The 17,596-nt window shown below is 62.8% G+C and carries 18 protein-coding genes; 9 read left to right on the forward strand and 9 right to left on the reverse strand.

What is annotated here, in order from left to right; translation table 11 throughout:
* On the forward strand, window positions 1-602 hold a 602-nt coding region (locus ACIQ7H_RS17550; protein WP_395793900.1), incomplete at its 5' end, for a hypothetical protein.
* Between the two features lie 207 nt (window positions 603-809).
* Here the strand turns inward: ACIQ7H_RS17550 and ACIQ7H_RS17555 are convergent.
* The 3 genes from ACIQ7H_RS17555 to ACIQ7H_RS17565 are packed head-to-tail and all read right to left on the reverse strand — an operon-like array spanning window position 810 to window position 2,919.
* Window positions 810-1,031, reverse strand: a complete 222-nt coding sequence (locus ACIQ7H_RS17555; protein WP_395793902.1) for a hypothetical protein — start codon at window positions 1,029-1,031, stop codon at window positions 810-812.
* A gap of 2 nt (window positions 1,032-1,033) precedes the next feature.
* Window positions 1,034-1,561: a hypothetical protein gene (locus tag ACIQ7H_RS17560; RefSeq protein WP_395793904.1), complete on the reverse strand. Its 528-nt coding sequence runs from the start codon at window positions 1,559-1,561 to the stop codon at window positions 1,034-1,036.
* On the reverse strand, window positions 1,558-2,919 hold the full coding sequence (locus ACIQ7H_RS17565) for a hypothetical protein (RefSeq protein ID WP_395793906.1): 1,362 nt from the start codon (window positions 2,917-2,919) through the stop codon (window positions 1,558-1,560). The genes ACIQ7H_RS17560 and ACIQ7H_RS17565 overlap by 4 nt, the downstream gene beginning before the upstream one ends.
* Before the next feature lie 208 nt (window positions 2,920-3,127).
* On the opposite strand from ACIQ7H_RS17565, the gene ACIQ7H_RS17570 reads away from it, so the two are divergent.
* Together ACIQ7H_RS17570 and ACIQ7H_RS17575 are read left to right on the forward strand one after the other, a co-directional pair.
* Window positions 3,128-4,045 carry an endonuclease NucS domain-containing protein gene (locus tag ACIQ7H_RS17570; RefSeq protein WP_395793908.1) on the forward strand — a complete coding sequence of 306 codons (918 nt, stop codon included), beginning with the start codon at window positions 3,128-3,130 and terminating at the stop codon, window positions 4,043-4,045.
* Between the two features lie 211 nt (window positions 4,046-4,256).
* Window positions 4,257-4,676 carry a DUF6988 family protein gene (locus ACIQ7H_RS17575; protein WP_395793910.1) on the forward strand — a complete coding sequence of 140 codons (420 nt, stop codon included), beginning with the start codon at window positions 4,257-4,259 and terminating at the stop codon, window positions 4,674-4,676.
* A gap of 4 nt (window positions 4,677-4,680) precedes the next feature.
* Here ACIQ7H_RS17575 and ACIQ7H_RS17580 read toward each other — a convergent pair whose 3' ends face one another.
* Complete coding sequence (locus ACIQ7H_RS17580) at window positions 4,681-5,307, reverse strand: hypothetical protein (protein ID WP_395793912.1); 627 nt, start codon at window positions 5,305-5,307, stop codon at window positions 4,681-4,683.
* A gap of 461 nt (window positions 5,308-5,768) precedes the next feature.
* Between ACIQ7H_RS17580 and ACIQ7H_RS17585 the strand changes: the two genes are divergently transcribed.
* The 6 genes from ACIQ7H_RS17585 (at window position 5,769) to ACIQ7H_RS17610 (ending at window position 10,639) form a co-directional block, all read left to right on the forward strand.
* A complete protein-coding gene (locus ACIQ7H_RS17585) occupies window positions 5,769-6,731 on the forward strand; it encodes an IS5 family transposase (RefSeq protein WP_395793914.1) in 963 nt (320 codons plus the stop codon).
* 144 nt (window positions 6,732-6,875) lie between these two features.
* Window positions 6,876-7,427: a hypothetical protein gene (locus ACIQ7H_RS17590; RefSeq protein ID WP_395793916.1), complete on the forward strand. Its 552-nt coding sequence runs from the start codon at window positions 6,876-6,878 to the stop codon at window positions 7,425-7,427.
* Window positions 7,428-7,703: 276 nt separating this feature from the next.
* Entirely contained in the window at window positions 7,704-7,991 is a 288-nt protein-coding gene (locus ACIQ7H_RS17595) for a hypothetical protein (RefSeq protein ID WP_395793918.1), read from the forward strand.
* A 450-nt stretch (window positions 7,992-8,441) separates the two neighbouring features.
* Entirely contained in the window at window positions 8,442-9,254 is an 813-nt protein-coding gene (locus ACIQ7H_RS17600; RefSeq protein WP_395793920.1) for a hypothetical protein, read from the forward strand.
* 201 nt (window positions 9,255-9,455) lie between these two features.
* Window positions 9,456-10,319 (forward strand): hypothetical protein, encoded by an 864-nt coding sequence (locus tag ACIQ7H_RS17605; RefSeq protein WP_395793922.1) that lies wholly within the window; start codon window positions 9,456-9,458, stop codon window positions 10,317-10,319.
* A complete protein-coding gene (locus ACIQ7H_RS17610; protein ID WP_395793924.1) occupies window positions 10,316-10,639 on the forward strand; it encodes a hypothetical protein in 324 nt (107 codons plus the stop codon). The genes ACIQ7H_RS17605 and ACIQ7H_RS17610 overlap by 4 nt, the downstream gene beginning before the upstream one ends.
* Before the next feature lie 351 nt (window positions 10,640-10,990).
* Here ACIQ7H_RS17610 and ACIQ7H_RS17615 read toward each other — a convergent pair whose 3' ends face one another.
* From ACIQ7H_RS17615 to ACIQ7H_RS17635, 5 genes are all read right to left on the reverse strand, one after another.
* Complete coding sequence (locus tag ACIQ7H_RS17615) at window positions 10,991-12,049, reverse strand: tyrosine-type recombinase/integrase (RefSeq protein ID WP_395793926.1); 1,059 nt, start codon at window positions 12,047-12,049, stop codon at window positions 10,991-10,993.
* Between the two features lie 958 nt (window positions 12,050-13,007).
* A complete protein-coding gene (locus ACIQ7H_RS17620) occupies window positions 13,008-14,525 on the reverse strand; it encodes an SAVED domain-containing protein (RefSeq protein ID WP_395793928.1) in 1,518 nt (505 codons plus the stop codon).
* A gap of 5 nt (window positions 14,526-14,530) precedes the next feature.
* On the reverse strand, window positions 14,531-15,466 hold the full coding sequence (locus ACIQ7H_RS17625) for an AAA family ATPase (RefSeq protein ID WP_395793931.1): 936 nt from the start codon (window positions 15,464-15,466) through the stop codon (window positions 14,531-14,533).
* Window positions 15,466-15,981 carry a hypothetical protein gene (locus tag ACIQ7H_RS17630; RefSeq protein ID WP_395793933.1) on the reverse strand — a complete coding sequence of 172 codons (516 nt, stop codon included), beginning with the start codon at window positions 15,979-15,981 and terminating at the stop codon, window positions 15,466-15,468. The genes ACIQ7H_RS17625 and ACIQ7H_RS17630 overlap by 1 nt, the downstream gene beginning before the upstream one ends.
* 8 nt (window positions 15,982-15,989) lie before the next feature.
* Window positions 15,990-16,955 (reverse strand): CBASS oligonucleotide cyclase, encoded by a 966-nt coding sequence (locus ACIQ7H_RS17635; RefSeq protein ID WP_395793935.1) that lies wholly within the window; start codon window positions 16,953-16,955, stop codon window positions 15,990-15,992.
* Window positions 16,956-17,596 lie beyond the last annotated feature (641 nt).

Below are 17,596 nucleotides of genomic sequence, written 5' to 3' on the forward strand. Positions count from 1 at the left end.
GAGGCGAGAGCGCGCCGAGCAGTCCCGTGGAGGGCGAAGGAAACGGGATGGCCGGCGCTCAGCACCGTCGGTTCCAGACGGTCCACGTCTACAACCAGACCCGCGCGGGCAATGAGATGGTGGCGCGCGCCGCCGCATGCTTCGAACTCACCACCCGTGTGGTGGATGAGCGCACGGGCGAGCGGCAGCCGGCGCTCAAGATCGAGACGGCAGGAAAGCACCCGACACAACCCTCCAAGTACAACTGGGACGACAAGATCATCTTCTATCTCACCGAGGACGAGCTGCCGCAGCTCCTGTGCGTCTTCCTTGGCCTGCTACCAAGCGTCGAGTTCCGCAATCACGGGCCGCAGCACAACAAGTCGATGAAGCTCGAAAACCAGGGCAAGCACCTGTACCTCACGATGAACGAGGGCAGCGAACGCAAGGCGGCCGTCCAGCTCGACGCGGGGCGCAGCACGCGCGTTGCTACCCTGGTGGCGCGCGCCTTCCAAGCGGTCAACGACGACATCGACTGGAACGCGGCACGCGACATTCTGACCCGGCTCACGGCGCCGATGGCAAAGGCGCGCGCTGAATCTGCGCAGGCGCGCCGCTCCTGAAAACACGCTGGGGGGACACCCCCAACCACCGCCGCGTCGCCCTCACGGGAGAGGCGACAGAGTTGCTGCGGTACTCGGCCAGATGTTGCGAGCCCGCTGAGCCAACGATGGGCTTCTCCGAATCAAAAGTGCGCAGCAAGGTGTTGTCGAAGTCGAAAAGTCAATGCTCAATCGACACAACGCCCCCGGCTCGTCTGCGTGGTGGAGTTAGATTCGGACGTACCGCCAGGTGGTCAGCCCCATCGCCTTGGCCCAGTGCTTGGCGGTGTCCTTGTCGCCGGCCAGCACCCGGCCTCGGAGATCGAGCACTTCGCTAAGCGTGAATGGGATAGGTGGATCGCCTTGGCGCCAAGCACTGGCAGCAGTATCGTCGAAGGAATACCACCGAACGGTGCTCTCGGTGGTGGCAAGTACGATCGAGCTCGGCATCGCTATTCCTTCGTTCTCTCGGCGGCCTTGATAGCTTTCGGAAAGCGCTCTCTGGCTTGGCGAGGCGTGAGGTTGAACTCTGGTGGGATGATGTAGGGCGGCTCCGCCGTGATCTCGCCGTCACCGAGTTCGATGATCTCGATGCCCTCTGTTCCGCGCCTGGGCCAAGCGAAGAATGCACCAGCTGATGCGTGTGCGTAGAAATCGCCCGTGCTCGCCTGGCAATGCGGACAGTGATTCATGAAGTAGCCCATCTCCGCCGTCTGACTGAAAGCGGGGTGATAGGTCGGCAGTTGCCGACGCACCAGCGCTTCGAGGTCGGGCGACATCGATGTCACCCGCTGCAACGCAGCCGGTTCGCCGAACGGCAACCAGCGGGGCGGCTCTGCTTCGTCGAGCCACGCCTCGGTGTGAGCCTGGCCGGCGAGGGCGCCGACCCGGAGCGTCCCAGCGCACTTCCAGCAGCGCATGTCTGCGTGCAAGAGCAGCAGAGCGCCGCGAATGTTGTGGTCTGGGATCTCCGTACTCATGCGGCCGAACTCTTGATCGCTGGTGGCTCACTTCCAAACCAAGCGATGGGCCAGCCTGGTGCGCCGAAGTCACGATGCTGTCCACGGTAGCCGATGACGACGAAGAGCACGCGATAGAACAGCCCAAGGCACCTGTAATACTTGTCGACAGCGCCCTGCAAGGCCTCATACGTCGAGTCGTCAACATTGCCGCCGTGCGCCGCATGATTCCGCAACGAGGTCCATGCCTTCACTTCATCTGCGGTGATGAATCCTTGCTCCTGAATCCGCGTGAGGACTTGCTTCGGCCCAGGCTTCACAGCCCCACCAAGACTGGAAAGCACCCGCTGCTTAGCACGCGCTGCCATGCCCGATTGCTGCACGATGTCTTTGGACTTCTCGATGGCATCGATGAACTCGGCGTCTATGTCGACCTCCGACGCGAACAGGTCCATGACCACCGCCTCGATGTTGACGCCAATCACCAACGGCCCTATGTCCAGGTCGCTCGCCGTCCGAAGCGTTCGGTGCCAAGCTGTGTGCAGTGTGTCGAAGGAATCCAGTTCTGCTGGGTGTGAGTGCTTGGTTCCGCGCAGGTACCTTGCGATGAAGTAGTGCGAGTGTGCAGCATCCGGCGCAAGGTCGGAGAGAGGCCTTGCCAGGGAAGCGTTCCAGCCAGGTCGACGTTGCGTCTTCAATCGTCGGATGCGCTTGCCGGCCTCACCGATCATCACCAGGACGGGATCGATGGCCGATCCGCACAGCACGGAGATCGCACCAAGGAAGCGCCAGAAATCATCGCCGACTGGCCCGTCCTTGACAGTGAACGAGATTTCGAGTTGATCCTCCCGTTGATGTAGCTTCCAGGCGTATCGCTCACAATCGCCTTCGAAGATGTCTGTCTTCATCGAGCTGTCGGTCTTGGTGACCTTATGCCACGGCAACTTGAAGGTCCCAGGCACGAACGCATGTGCTGTGGAACTGGGCAGCGTCTTTCCGTATTCCTCGCAGGCTTCGATGGCTCGGACGCGAGCTCTGACGTAGGTGCTGTTGACCCCGTACGAACAATCAATGGACAGCCTCTCGGCCTTCCATGCCACCCCGTGCTGGTCGACTCCCGTGAAGTCGTAGTAGTTCGAATCCGGGTGGAGCTTTCCCGGGGTGACGTCCAAGGCCCCAAAGAACTCCTGCATGGCTTGAATCTCGCCGCTTGGCGCTGCGAACAGCCGCAGGTGCAGCGCCTTGTCCGGCCCCTGTGTCAGGATTGCTGGGCCGGTGTACACGCGAGGCTTCTCAATGTCCTGCTGGCGAAGCTCGCAGTCAGCAAGCGGCATCTCGAATGTGCCGGCGAACAACGCATCCCGTTCCTTCTTGTCCATACCGTCCTGGTCTTCAGCCTCAGCAGGAGCAACTACGATAGTGCAGGGCAACGGGTGCCAGAACAACTGCCGGGTAGTGCCACAATCCTAGACACGATGGAGGTAACAAAGTCCTAGATGCGCCGCAGCAAGACAGCGGAGTTGCGCGCGGTTGAGTAGTTCGACGAAAGTTGGACAAAGCCCGCATCGGCGGGCATGAGGTGAAGCCGTGACCGACATTGTTGACGCTCCCGGATTCTGGCGGGTCCACTGCCACATCGGGCACCACCCTGGGCAGTGGCAGTTCTGGTATCGCGAACAGATCTGCGCGGTGGGGTATCCGCCTGGAGCTGGCTACACGCTACAAGGTTCTAGCAAGGACCAGTCATGGTCAGGCGTGCGCAACGCGCTGGCTCGAATGAGAGAGGGTGACTGGATCGTCGCCAGCATGCCCGATCATCGAGTAGGCCGACTCGGGCGCATCTTCCGCCTCGCAGTCGACGACGCGGTGTGGGATCCCATCGTTCCGCCCCGAAAGGACTTGCCTCACGGTGAGAACGGTCGGTGCATCCTCGTCCGCTGGGATCTGGGTGTCGGCCCGGTTGACCCCAGTGTCGTGGTTACACTGCCGAAATCGGTTCGCTTTTCGCCTGGTGAAGTCCGCGCCACCATCCGCGCCATCCCCATCGGCAAGCTCGAACCCATACGAGCGGCGATGCGAGACGAGCGCAACTGGGCGCCCATCATCGGCGCCTTTGCAATGGAAACTGCGTTATCTGACTACATCGCGCTCCACCCGGACCAACTCGAACCCGGACTCATTTCGCACACGGGCTTGAACGTCCGCGAGCTCGCGATGCCCGACCGAGGCCGCATCGATGCGCTCTTGCAAGATCGCGCTGGCACGCCGGTCATCGTAGAGTGCAAGCAACACGCACCTTCCACCGTCGACGTCGACCAGCTGCTTCGTTATCGAAACCTGTTCGCGGCCAACACGGACTGGTGCCCGGAAGGCCGAGTGCGTTCGATCCTCGTGCACGGCGGGGCAAGCCGAGTGCCCGCAGCGGTAGCTGAGTACGCACGCAGAAACGACGTCGAGCTCGTGTTCCACCAACTGCGCGTGAGCTTCACCAGCAGTGGAGCGTGAGGCCGAAAATGCCGCATGAACTGGATGAACTGGTCCAACGTTCGCAAGCCTGTCACAACGCCGTACTCGATGCGCTCGGTGAACGCGTGCTCGCCAACGATCGCTCCCGAATCACGCTAGACTGTGTGGCATAGCGCGCCTCCATGGTCATGGCATGGCATGGCAGCAATGCTCGTGAGCAATCCGACTGTCGCCATGGCGCTGGGTTCGCTTGAACTACGAGGCCGTGGTACCTGCCAACTGGGGCTGTTCGGCGCCGACGAAGCATGGGTTGAGACCTTCGCCGGACCAGTGGTCGACAACAACGAGCCTGAACTCCCGCGGATGGGACCATGCTCGATCGCTTGCGGAGGTACCCGCTTGCCGGCTAGCGACCGCGTTGACGAAGTTGAAACAACGCGCTTGGAACGCCATGAATTCCTGCACCCGCGGCGGACATCGTCAGGTCGCGCGGTACATTGGTGGGTACGAGGACGACATGCTCGAAAAGGTCATGCGCACGGTGAACGCCCTCGTCGGGTACGGGGCTCGAACCGCGTTCCACGCAGGTGAAGATGAGGACGTGGGTCGCCAGCTCTTGGGTGTCTACGACGCCTTTCAGGACTGCATGCACGCGCGTGCAGGAGCCTGAGGCATCACACCTGAGCTGAGGTGCGAATCACCACCAGCTGTTGGCTCAACACCGAAACATCCTTCGTCCACCCAGCACGAATCAGGGCGGCTCCGAGGAGCGACAGCACGTCACCATCGTTCGGCAGCGCGTTGGCCGCATCGACGTTCGGCAGGGCTGCTTGGAACGCCTCCACGGCCGACCGGGCATCGGCCACGTGACCGTCGCGCTTGCCCGTGCCGGTCACGAAAGCTTCCCAGAAGAAAAGGCCGCCGCTGGCCTGCTGGAACTCCGACCAGGTCAGTGAGAACGCTGGCACTCCGCTCAAGCGATCTCTCAGCTGCCGAAAAATCCAGGCGACCTGCACCAGACCGGTGCCAATGGCTCCGCAGCCAGCGCCGGCACTCCAGGGCTTCCCGTCCTCACCAGCCCGCTGATTTGTCAGCGCTCGCTCATCGGAACGTAGAGGCACGAACAGAGGACACTCGAAGCCTAGCGCCACCGGCAAACCCTGGCCGAGCAGGCCAGCGAGATGGGCGACCAGCTCCGATGCATAGCATCCCTCAACACCGGCGCTCGAATGCCAGCCGAAGTTGCTCGTCGTGTTCTTCATCGAACCGATGTCGGCGCACGCCACGACCAGTTGTCCCATCGGCGTGCTCCCGAATCGAGTGACGCAGGGTAGCGCGTTGATATGGAGCCTGGACAGCGAATCGAGAGCAAGAGCGAGCGACGGCCCTGGCCGACGCGGGGATCCTACGCGTCGTCGCGCTCACGCACTTCAACTACTGGACAGACGGTTCCTCGACCTTCCCGCAGAGCGCGGGCCCCTTCGACTTCGCCAGCGGCACCGTGATCGGCACCATCAACGCGGTGGAACACGGCCAGTGCATAGGCTGCGCCTACCGCCACCCGACGAGCACCTCTCAAGGAACCTTGCGCTTCGAGTTCTCAAGCGGCTCCAGCGGGCGGGTGATCTACCCGAACGGTACGTCCATCCAAATTCGGCCCTTCGTGTACGGGTACAGAAGCCTTGGAAATCTGTTAAGGAAGCTCTGATTTATCCTAGCCCGGCTGGTAGAATTTGTGCATCCCCGACATGACAGTAACCCCATGAAGCAGACCACCTTCGACTCTCTGGCCTACACGGCGAAGAAGAAGCAGACGCGCCGCGAGAAGTTCCTCGCGGAGATGGAGCGGGTGGTGCCGTGGAAGGCGCTGCAGGTGTTGATCGAAGAACACTACCCCAAGAGCGGCAAGGCCGGACATCCGCCGATGTCGCCGGAGGTGATGCTGCGTATCCACTTCCTGCAGCAGTGGTACGCGCTGAGCGACCCGGCGATGGAGGATGCGCTGTACGAAATCGAGTCGATGCGGCGCTTCGCGGGCTTGGAACTCGACGTAGATGCAATCCCGGACGAGACCACGATCTTGAAGTTCCGCCGGTTCCTGGAGAAGCACGCGCTGGCGCCGAAGATCCTGGAGACGGTCAACGCCGATCTGGCGGCGCGCGGCATGCAGATGCGCGCCGGCACGCTGGTCGATGCGACGATCATCCACGCGCCGAGTTCGACCAAGAACAGCAGCGGCGAGCGCGATCCAGAGATGCACCAGACGAAGAAGGGGAACCAGTGGTTCTTCGGCATGAAAGCCCACGTCGGCGTTGATTCCCACTCGAGCCTTGTACGCGTCGTCACCGGCACCGCGGCGAACGTGGCCGATGTCACCCAGATCGACGCACTGCTGACGGGTGAGGAGAAGACCGTACACGCGGACGCGGGCTACACCGGTGCGCACAAGTGCGTGAAGGGCGAGCAGGAGCTACACATCGCCGAGAAGCGCGGCAAGGTCAAAGCGATGGTGGACGGTGCTTTGAAAGACGCGACGGTCACGTTGGAGCGGCTGAAAGCGCAGCTGCGAGCGCGGGTCGCCCACCGGTGCCGCGTGATGAAGTGCCAGTTCGGTTTCACCAAGGTGCGCTATCGCGGCCTGGCGAAGAACACGGCGCACCTGCAGACGCTGTTTGCGCTGGTGAACCTGAGTCTGGCGCGCCGACGCGTGGCGGCGGCAGCATGAGTGCGTCCGCGGAACGGGGAAATACCCCTATCCGCGGCGAAAGAAGGCTCGGGCGAGTCTCGGGCGAGTCGATAGGTCGCGAAAGATGTGCGATCTCGGCTTGAAGAACCGAAAAAATCGACTCGCTGGACACCCAGGGATCAAGTGATCGCGTTGTTCAGAGTTTCCTTAGTTCTTCGTGCAGGTCGATGTCGGCCTTGCCGGACAGCATCCGGCGCAGGGTCATGCTGTCGAGGTCGACGAGCTGCAGGTCACGCTGATGAACGGACCGGCGAGCGCCAGCCTGCGCTGAAGATCGAGACAGCGGGTAAGCACCCGACCCAGCCGACCAAGTACAACTGGGACGACAAGATCATCTCCTACCCCACCGAGGACGAGCTGCCGCAACTGCTGTGCGTCTTCCTTGGCCTGCTACCAAGCGTCGAGTTCCGCAACCACGGGCCGCAGCACAACAAGTCGATGAAGATCGAGAACCAGGGCAAGCACCTCTACCTGACAATGGCCGAGGGCAGCGAACGAAAGGCGGCCGTCCAGCTCGACGCGGGGCGCAGCACGCGCGTTGCTACCCTGGTGGCGCGCGCCTTCCAAGCGGTCAATGACGACATCGACTGGAACGCTGCGCGCGACATCCTGACCCGCCTCGCCGCGCCGATGGTCACGGCTCGTTCTGAGGGCGGGCAGTCTCGGCGAACCTGAGCCGCTCTGATGCCGCCCACCGTAAGCCGTAGAACTTTTGACTGGGATTTGATCGGTGGGACCAGTCAGACTTTTCCAGCTTGCCTCGGAATCATCTAAATCAATGACTTACGGTGCGCCATACGTGCCAAAATCTTTTGACCGGGATTTGATCCTCAGGACTTTTTCAGCCTCCCGGAATGGCCTGCGTTGCCGACGAGTACATGGGGATCGACATCGTGACGCCATCCGCCGACGACCTGTACGTCCGCGCATCACTACTTTGAAGGAACCCTGATGACCAGCCATGAAAATGCAGCTTTTGACGGTGATCGCCTCCTCGCCTTGCTCGACGGCGCAGAGCCGGCTCTTTCTGACTTCGCTGCCTTCGTCTCCGTCGTCGAGCAGCTCCCCGTCGACCTGCTCTGGGAGATGTCTCAGCGATCGCCGTCCTTGAATCATACTTTGCGATCTGTCCTCGACAAGCAGCTGGTTCAGAAGATCGGCCGCACCAACTGTGACAGGGCCATTGATGGCATTGTCACGCGAATGAAGGCCAGGTTCGACCAGAAGGCGCTCACCTAATGCACTGGGGGTGGAACAGCGTCGATAGCTGCTCTCAAGACCGAGCGATGCATGCTCCCCGCAACTTGCTGTCGCGAGAAGTCGACGGATAGAGGTGGTAGGCCACCCAGCGAGAGCCTGCATGTTCAGCGCCATCGAAACCCGTAGCTTCAACATCGCTCCGTCGATAATCACCTGTCACCGCGCCGGCGACGACACGTGGACGCTTCCGGCCTTGCCCCCTTGGGGCCATCAGGTCCGCCACCTGCACCGATCGATCAAAGGGCCATCAACACCGCGCAGAATCGAGTACTCTTGGCTCTGGGGTGCCGACCCCACGCCGCCCGCCGTGGCGAACCCTCATTGGGATCGAGCGTACATCCTGTGCCAACTCATGGACTCCCTTGGGGATCGTGGCTGAGCGAGCGGGCAGCAATGCGCTATGCGGTCTCCGTAATGGCGGGTACCTCCATGAACATCAACCAGTCAAAGAAGTTGGCGAAGAACCTGCGCAAGGCGTGGCCGGCTCTTGTTGCCGAACACGGCACCGAGCTTGCGCTGCACGACGCGCAGGAAATCGTCGCAAGGGTGCAGGGTTACCCAAGCTGGCACGCGTTCCAGCGGGCCGCATCTCGAAAGGAGCCTGCTTTCGAGGCAAGCGGCTTCGGGAAGAACCCCCTACAAGACAACCTAGCGTTCGTCCCGTTGGGACTACCCGAACCGTTGGTGACGCGCTACAGCGCGAGCACAGGCGAGGGAACGCACCGGGTCGAGGGTATCGAGGTCGTCCTTCGTCCGTTGAGCGAGCACGCCGATACGCTGATAGACGAGGTCGATGAGGCGCTGAATGCCGATATGGAGCGTGCAGGATGCTGGAGCGGTGCGTATCCGAGTGAACGAAGCGTGCTTCAGCACCTTTTAGAGCGAGCAAGGCACGCCGTTGGCCGGTGCCCGTTCTGTGTCGAGGCCATCAATGTCAACGCGGGGCTGCTCTACAGCCTTGGAGACTATGACGGGGCGATCGCGGTCGCAGAGCCCGCAGCAACCACACTGCTTGCCATGATCCCTACCGACGCAAACATGGTCCATGTCCCTTTTGGCTATCTGAAGAATCGACCGTTCTTCCGCCTGTGCAAGGTCTATCTTCTTCTTCTGCATCGTTCGCGGCGAGATAGGGAGGCGAATGCACTTGCCAAGCGGATGCATCGCTACTGCCCGAGAGACGCTAAGGGCTTTGGCGGCATGACGACCGTGGTCCATCGTGAACAGGCCATACGCGGCTGACCAATACAGCGCGTAGCATGACGCGCCGCACAGCATGGTCGCCGCGGCTTCTGTAGGATCCTGCTCAGCAGCATTTGCTGACCCTGGCCGGGTGGGTTCGATCCGACCCCGACGTCGCCCTTCGCATCACAGGCCGCATGCCGACTTCGATCGGGCCACCGGCGTTTAAACGGATCGCGCTCAGGCCCCTCAGGAGTCGTCATGACGTCGTCCGACGCGTTCAAGACATTCATCCGCCAAGCGCAGCGACGCGCTACTGCCGCCGGCGTTCGTCTACCCATGCAGAAGCTTCGCGAAGCCCTAGCTCTCGCCTGCTATGACCGGGGCTATTCGGCATGCCTTGCAGCGATCGCCGCTGGCGCTGCGCTCGGGCCGCCGCTACCGCCTCGCTATGTCGGCAAAGCAGCGGAGCGCTTTGACGTCGACCCCAACGAATTGAATCGGGCGCTCTGCGACGGTGAAGCCCCCGTGCCTGAAGACTCGGTGTTGCCTTTACCCGCCCTCGCACCTTCGCGGTGCTGGCTGGCTCTCGGTGTTGCGGGTTCCGGCAAGACCACGCTGGCCATTGGCATGGCCGAGGCTTTCGCTCGGACGGGTGGCGCGGCCATCTACATCAGCTTCGCGCATGAGCAGAGTCCCGGCGCGCTGCCGGCGATCGAACGCCATGTCGGGTTGACCGCCGCATCTGCCCGAATGCGTCTCGCCGAGTGGCTCCGGGGCGGCGCGGAAACCCCTGCTTTCGTGATTCTCGATGACCTAGACCATTGCGATGCGCCGAACGAGATCGACGACGTGATCGCCCCGGTTCGCCGCGCTGGCGCAACATGCATGTTGCTCGCTCAATCTGAGCTTTCCCTTCCGGACGCTGCCGATCATCTCGTCATCCTGGAGCCCGAAATGCTGCCGCGTTCTGCGCCGGCTCTGGCTTCCTTCACGTGCGCGTCTCCCGGCGGTTCACGCCGTTCGTACCAGCGCGGGCTGCTTCAAGGATTCGTAGTCGCGCCGCACCGCGCGCTGCAGCGCTTCGCTTTGCCAGTTGCCGACGTTCGGGGTTGGTTCGCATGAGCCGGCGGCTGGACCAAACTATCGACGCGATCGCGTTCATGGCGCACCCGCGGGATCTCTTTGAGCGAATCTGGGCCGAAGCACTGGCCGCGTCCATCGAAGCCGCGTGCTCGGTTGAGCTGACCACCGACACGGATGTTGCAGCGCGGCTGCAGCCGACCACGGTTCGCATTGCGCCGACCACAGGCTTGTTCTTCCGCACGCTCGGTTCCCGGCTCGGCATCAGCACTCAAGCAGCGATCGCACTGACGTTGGATGGATTCGTTCGGCGGGCCGTAGAAGAACCAGTAGCAGCCGAGAGGCCCCGCCCGACTCCCTAGCTAGCGACCGGCGGCCGGCGTACTCTCAGGCGATGTCACACCAGGTTTGGAACATTGAGCGACATGCCCAAAAGGGTCTGCGATCTACTGTCAAGGTATGGCCAACCGGTGAGCATGCGCGAAATGGCATGCGCTTCAGGATGCTGCGCGGCGAATGGATCAACACCGGAAACAAAGGTCGGGACGCGTATCTCAGCCACATGGGGTTAGCGCGCCGACTAGCCCAGATCGAAGCTGGCTATCTGTCAGGTGCTCGCACATGATGCCCGGCTTCTGCGGCTCTCCGCCACGAACCGCCGAAGCCGCACGATGAGCGTGCTGATCGCTAGCTAGTGGACCCGAAAGGGCAGCTTATGGTTCGCTACGGGTTCTTGTGCTTGCCGACGCGCGCACCTTCGAAAAGCGCGCGCGGCCAGCGTTGATCGCATTGCGATTCTCGGCGTACCGCGCCGGCATTGCCGTGCTCTTCCAGCGGCCCTGATGCATCACTTCCAGCAGCGACACGCCGGCGTCGACCATGTCCTGGGCCGCGCCGACGCGCGCAGAGTGCCCTGAGAAGTCCAAGGTGCCGAGCCCGGCGCGCGTTGCGAGCCGTTGCATGGCAGCGGCGACAGCCTTGACGGTGAGGGCCGGTGGTTTGCCAGCGGGCTTGAGCGGAGTAGGAGCTGCCAACGCGCCCAGCACCGCTGCTTCCTGCGTAGCCTGCTGCTTCGCCTCCCAGTCCGCAGTGCCGACGGTCCGAACAGCATGGAAGACGTGCTCCGCCCTGCGATCGCTGACCGCCTGCCAGGCCCGCAGCGCGACCATCGTCGGCGCGCTGAGATAGCCGATGTGGCCCACGGCCTGTTGATCGGTTTTCGACCGCTCGATCAGGATCAATCCTTCGCCTCCGTCCTCGTCTTGGAGCGTGGCCCAACGCAGGGCCACGAGCTCGCTGGGGCGAGTCATGAGGTCATAGCAGACCCGCACCATCGCGATGTCGCGCAGATCCACAGCGCTGCTCCGGTCAACCGTCTTGGTCATCGCGTCGACATGCCTCAGAAGCAAGCCGGGAGCCTGCTTGGCGCGTGCGGTCAGACGTTCGCGGCAAAGATCCCGCCAGTAGGCCCAGGCGCTTCGACTGACGAGTGGATCGCTGCACCCGTAGAAGCGGCCCACGGTGCGGAAGGTGAACAGCAGGTGCTCCAGGGTGCCGCGCTTGTATCCTGCGTCCACGAGCGCGTCAAAGAAGCGCTTTAGGCCTTCCTCCTCAATCGGCAAGACGCTGTGCCCGGTTTCCGCGCAGAAGGCTTTCCAGTGGAGCATGTCAGCGGCCATGGCGCGCCGGGTGTTGGCGGCAAAGCCGGTGTTTCCGCGGCGGCCCATGGCCTCGAAGACCTCGCGGGCTGCGCCAAGCTGCTCGGCACTCAAGGCATGACGCAGGCCCGAGCCAACCACCGTGAGGTCCGTACCGGCCTCTTCGAAGCTTGCTGCGCTGCCGCGCAGGATCGTGTAGCCGCGCCTGAAAGGCGTGCTTGGGCGCTTGGGCTTGCCCTGGGCCAGCCGCTTTGATTCGCGCTGTCGGCGCAGGCGCGCGTTGCGATTGAGGCGACGGCGCTCCTGCGGACTCAGTCCGTCTTCTGGCGGCGGCGTGCGCTTTGGCGCAGGCGGGTCCTGGAACTCGTAGTCGTCGTCGAAATCGTCATCGATCATTCGTTGCGCTCCTTCGCTCACATCGAGCGTGACGGTCGAAGGGGATTGCCGCAAGCTGGGGCCTTGCCGGCACTGCCGAGGCGCGCGGCTTGCGATACGCGGCGGCGCCCCATCGCCTCGACAGCTTGACGATGTTGCGTTTCTGTCGGCGCACCTGACTCTACCTAGCTTCGGGTGGCACAGCCTGGTGGGGACAGGTCACACGAGGCGGGAAAAGGCGCGCCCCTTAGTTGCAGCTCTGGCAAGGGAGACCACAGAGGAAAACCCTGATTGTTTACAGGACTTGAGAGCTTTCTTCCAGCGCGAGGTGCCTGTGTTGGTGAACTTTCACTCAACTTGGCCACGAGTTCCTGATCGTTGCCCGACTTGATCATGAGCTTTAGCGCGCCACCCACCGTCGCAGCCCATAAAGTTTGCGCGCTCCCCAAACTCCAAACAGACCTCCGCATTATCGCTGAGCAGGTGATCAGATCGATTCATCCTGGGCAGGGAAGTCGGTTCTCGATCCGTTGCCATCTGCATGCTGCTTGCGGGCTCTGGGTAAACGTTTACGGGTCGCCAGTATCGCTGTGCCTGGCAGGCAAAGGACTCCCCAGGCATGCCGAAGCCCAAGAGCGACAAACGGCTTGCGGTGTCGCTTCGCTTTCCGGCCGTGCCGCCACCGGCGTCAACCCGCTCAGATGGGGAGCGTGAGAGAGGCGCGGTAGGAGCGATCGCGCGCGCCATCGAAATCGAACTCATACAAGCACATTGCTCCCATCGCTAGCTGGTGCTGCCCGAGGAAGAATGCGAATGCGTTTGGGCCGGCCACGAACAAATGAACTTTCGAATCCACATCCGCCGGCCGCTGCTGTTTGACCTGCGCGGCCAACGCCTGCGCCAGCTCGAATGCGTGCCGACCGCTCTTCACCGACGCTTGTCCGGTCCCACCGACGGTACGGAACACCAGCAGGCGCCCCACCTCAGGCACCGTGCGCGTGATGAAGGCATGCACATCAGCGGCGACGTCATGGGTAAGGGCGACCGCCACGGCCAACTCCGGCCGGGTCACGTCGACGTCGATGCATTCGCACTCCCACGCCGGCCAGGTCGGGTCGGAGGGGTGATCGTCCATGGACCACACCTGGCGGGCCGGTGAGCGCTGTTCCAACTCGACCACGCGCCCAGATTTTTGATTGAGCACCGAGCCGGCGGCGAAGGCCAGGGTCACATGGGCGTCCAACGCGAGGCGCGGTCGCTCGCTGCCTCGCGCGGCGTCCAGCAGGAAGGCCTTCAGCGCGGGATAGAGCTTACCTGCCCAGTCTGACTCACTGCGGATGTAGCGGTCATCGAAGTCCGGGACGAAGTCCAACACTTTCAAGCACCGCTCTTCGAGGCGATCGAGCGCATGCTCAAACGACTTCACCCCGTAGACGCCCGGCCGCTTGCGTGCGTCCTCCAGCAGGCCTTGCTGCTGACACGCCTGTCGGAACGACGCTCGATCAAAGTCCAAGCGCCCTTGGGCCATCCATTGGTACACCAGGTCGTCGTACTCAAACGCACTTTGGTTGGGTGGGATGCGGCGCAGGCCCACCAGGCCGAACAGCACGTCCAGGTCATCGCGAAGTTCATCCAGCGAATCGGTCGCCTCGCCGAAGGCCAAGGTTCCCGCCAGAATCCTCAGCGCGTCCTCGTCGATACCCAGGTGCTCCCGCCAGCTCCTGCGCACTTCGCCCAGCCTGCTGTTGTCGGTCTGGGTCGAATACAGTCGGTCCAAGCGCACGGCACCCGAGCGGGTGCCGATTATGTCGCGCAGGGGATCGGCACGATCCAGTCGCCAGTTGGTTAAAAGCTTGAAACGCGCCCCTTCACCGCGCGGCGCGTAGTCCAGTTGCGCCCGATGGGCCCGCTGCAGCAGCGACCTCGCATTCGCGTTGACGAACGCGGGGTCGACGAGGTGAAGGTAGCCGTAGCTGTCCGGTGCAACGTGCCACTTGCACTGGAGATGCTCACGCAACAACGGCCGTCCGTACTGGTCAAGCGGGGCGTGCGCCGGGTCGTATTCCAACCAGATGTCGTCGTAGCTCTTCGGGCCGGACTCGAACCCGACCCGCCGGATCGGAGAGTTGTCGTCGAGCAATCGTGCCGCGCGCCTCCAGAATTGCCGTGCCTGAAAGGCGTCGCCGTCCCGTCGGGCGGTATTGGCCTGCGTCATGACCGTCAACCCTCGTCGCGGAATGCAGGGGTCGGCGCCATGCCCAGCGCAATAGAGACGGCGCGTTCGCCCTCGACTGGGCGATTCGGGTACGCATCAAGCACGATCGTAGGGAGCAGGCGCTGGGTCAGGTCGGAAAAGGTGAATCCAACTTCGTGGTCGGTACGCCGTCCCGTGGCTGCGACCAGCTTGTCGATGTGCTTCTTTGACAGTCCCAGTGGCTCGAGGCGAAGCTCGAGGACATAGCGGCGCTGGTCGTCGGTCGGGCGCGCGAACGTCAGCACCTCGGCGGCACGACGTCGAATCGCCGGGTCGAGCGCGCTCAGGCGGTTGGTGCACATGATCACTGCCGCCGGAAGTCGGGCATTGGCGAGGCGATCGATACCGCGAATGAAGGCGTTAACGCCGGCCCGGTCTTCGTGGTGCATCTGCGCCGATTCCCGGGACTGGGCGAGGGCGTCCGCCTCGTCGACGAGCAGGATGACCGCCCCGCGCGATTTGCCCGCGTCCGACCTAAATTTCTCGGCCTCGGCGACGGCATGGTCGAATGCCGACGACAGCAACTGCGTCATTTCACCGACGCGTCCCTGGCCGCGCGTCGACAAGCTCAACGGCAGCAGTGTGATGTCGATCTTTTCCTGGCGCGCCACCGCATCGCCGATGGTTTCGGCCAACTCGGTCTTCCCCGATCCGACGTCGCCGGCAAGGATCACCAGCGGCGGGCGGCGAAGCACCGTGTCTAGCAGCGCGCCGGCCTCTGGATGGTGTGCCTGCAGCCAGGCTCTGAGGCCATGCGGATTGACGAGCAGACCAAGAATCTTCGCCAGGCGTGACTTCTGCTCGTCGAGCCCGACTAGGCGTGCCAGACGGCTCTGGGTGTCTAGATCCGGGTATGTGATTCGGTGGTCGAACAATTCGCCGAGGGTTGGCTTGTTGGTCATCAGAAGCTCCTCACGCTGGCGCGATTCATCGCCCGGCCGCCGGCGGAGTAGACGCGGTCTGCGACCAGGTAGCCGTTGATTTCCGGCTCTGGAGCGTCGACACGCTGGAACGGAACCGTCTTCGTGAACGCTTCCTTCTGCGCCGGCGTCAGCCCGGTCCACGCGCTGCTGTAGGTCAGATAGTTGTAGAAGGCTGCGCCAACAACGTTCGCGCCGGCTGGCACCTTACCCGGATCGTCATCGTTGGACGGGCCGCCGGCGAGATCCTGCGCCGTGTAGCGCAGCGTCGGCACGATCCACTTGCCATCGCGCCGGAAACCGAGCGTTAAGGTGCCCAGGTAGCCGGCCTTGAGCAGCTCTATCACCTCGGCTTCGTACCTGGCTATATCGGCATCACTGGGACTCCCGTAGAGCCGCTGCAGGCGCTTGAGGTCGGTGGCCACCTTCGCCGCCATGTGCTGGGCATGGGTGACTGTAAATGTGGTGGTTCCGGAATCCGTGTAGCTCGAAGACATGGTTCAACTCAGCCCTGAAATGCGGAACCGAAGACCTTCTGCCAGTAGCGGACGGTCTCATGCTTGGTGGGGGCCGCCAGCGCTGCGTCGATGGCTTCACCCGCGTCCAGCGCCGCATCGACAATCGCGTCTGCGTGGGCGCTCGTGTACAACCGAGCCACGTTGTTGTCAGCGTTAACGGGGTCGATGATCCGAACCGGATCGGAGAAGCTCGGGATGCTGCTCGCCGGGTAGTAATCGCTAAACGCGATCTGCTCGCGGAAATTGCTTCGCGCGAGGTAGGTGAAAAAAAGTTGAAGCGCCTCCGGGTAGTCGGAGAAGTCGCGGCCCTCGTCGCACAGCTTGGCCAGGACCATTTCGATCATGAAGGACTTGAAGCGGAACCCTTCGTTCTCGGCCTTCATGCGCCTTGCCCAGAACTTGACGAGGCGAACGACCTGGGCGAAATGCTTTTCTTGGCGCTGTTTGCGGGTCTTGGCGAAGTCCAGGTGAAGCGGGATGCTCGTGCGAAGGAAGGAGCCGTCGTCCTGGCTTACCAGGTTGCCGTACCACTGCGGGTCGCCCGAGTAGAGGATGGGCACCACGTCCACGTCGAGGCCCGAGCCGAGGAACGAGACGGTAACGGAATAGGTCTGGGGTTTGACCTGTTCCGGCTTGAAGTTCGGGAAGGCCTTGCGCAAGCGCGCAGCCAGGTACTCCAGCAGGGCGGAGACATCCTTTGGGGCCTCGGCGCCGCTGATGTAGCAGGCCACGTCAATGTCGTTGAGCGACCGCAAGGCCGTGCCTTTGGCTAGGCTGCCTGACAGCTGCATCTTCTTCAGGGTGAAGTCGGGATGTTCGCCAACGTACACCTCCAGCTTTTCCCGCAGCCGCCGCGCCTGCGCGCGCAACTCGAGTGCCATTTCGTGCGGCAGGTTCACCTTGTCCTCGGCGAACGCCGCAAGTTCCTTGTGTCCTACGTGGTGCTGACCCATGCATCGCTCCTTATACCGGGTCAGGCTGGCTGACCAAGCGCCCCTTCGTGCCAGGCACTCGCGTGCCCCCTACAGTCAGCCTCGCGCCACTTTGTCGCGTAGGTTGCGACAGATTCACCCCAGGTCTTGGCGCCGGACTCACTCCGTTGACCCAATCGGTGGTGGTTGCCCGTCACAGTTTCAAGTGCGGCGGCAACGTGAACGCCGGCCGGGCCATTGTGACGGATCGAGCAAGTGGGCGGCCGGATTGTCCGTGGCGCCACCGGCTAGGATAGAGCCGTTCACGCTGGCCACGAATTGGTGGTTCATCACTTGTCGCGAGTACGTCAAGTGCGGCGTAGGGCACCGCAGTAGGACGTTGTTCCCGCGCCACGAGGCATCACACAAGAACGGGTCAATGCCGCTATCGACCAATTGCTGAACGCCGGCGAGCGGCCCAGCGCGATCACGGTCTGGGTTTCTTGGCTTCCATGCCAAGAGTGTCGGCGTCGGCGGCCTAGGATTTTCCGAGGTGAACAAGCACTTCTGATCTTTGTGGTGCAGTTCATCGCGCTATGGCATCGAGCCTGGAATGGGACGCTGAGCCGCCGAAGGGCCAACCTCGGGATCCGCTCGGTAGTGCGATCACCAGTCACTGGGGC

This window comes from Aquimonas sp., assembly GCF_044377145.1.
Classification (GTDB): domain Bacteria; phylum Pseudomonadota; class Gammaproteobacteria; order Xanthomonadales; family Xanthomonadaceae; genus Aquimonas.

Coding starts and splice junctions, on each gene's coding strand:
- ACIQ7H_RS17555 (WP_395793902.1), bottom strand. CDS start 1,031: ATGCCGAGCTCGATCGTACTTGCCACCACCGAGAGCACCGTTCGGTGG.
- ACIQ7H_RS17560 (WP_395793904.1), bottom strand. CDS start 1,561: ATGAGTACGGAGATCCCAGACCACAACATTCGCGGCGCTCTGCTGCTC.
- ACIQ7H_RS17565 (WP_395793906.1), bottom strand. CDS start 2,919: ATGGACAAGAAGGAACGGGATGCGTTGTTCGCCGGCACATTCGAGATG.
- ACIQ7H_RS17580 (WP_395793912.1), bottom strand. CDS start 5,307: ATGGGACAACTGGTCGTGGCGTGCGCCGACATCGGTTCGATGAAGAAC.
- ACIQ7H_RS17585 (WP_395793914.1), top strand. CDS start 5,769: ATGAAGCAGACCACCTTCGACTCTCTGGCCTACACGGCGAAGAAGAAG.
- ACIQ7H_RS17595 (WP_395793918.1), top strand. CDS start 7,704: ATGACCAGCCATGAAAATGCAGCTTTTGACGGTGATCGCCTCCTCGCC.
- ACIQ7H_RS17600 (WP_395793920.1), top strand. CDS start 8,442: ATGAACATCAACCAGTCAAAGAAGTTGGCGAAGAACCTGCGCAAGGCG.
- ACIQ7H_RS17605 (WP_395793922.1), top strand. CDS start 9,456: ATGACGTCGTCCGACGCGTTCAAGACATTCATCCGCCAAGCGCAGCGA.
- ACIQ7H_RS17610 (WP_395793924.1), top strand. CDS start 10,316: ATGAGCCGGCGGCTGGACCAAACTATCGACGCGATCGCGTTCATGGCG.
- ACIQ7H_RS17620 (WP_395793928.1), bottom strand. CDS start 14,525: ATGACGCAGGCCAATACCGCCCGACGGGACGGCGACGCCTTTCAGGCA.
- ACIQ7H_RS17625 (WP_395793931.1), bottom strand. CDS start 15,466: ATGACCAACAAGCCAACCCTCGGCGAATTGTTCGACCACCGAATCACA.
- ACIQ7H_RS17630 (WP_395793933.1), bottom strand. CDS start 15,981: ATGTCTTCGAGCTACACGGATTCCGGAACCACCACATTTACAGTCACC.
- ACIQ7H_RS17635 (WP_395793935.1), bottom strand. CDS start 16,955: ATGGGTCAGCACCACGTAGGACACAAGGAACTTGCGGCGTTCGCCGAG.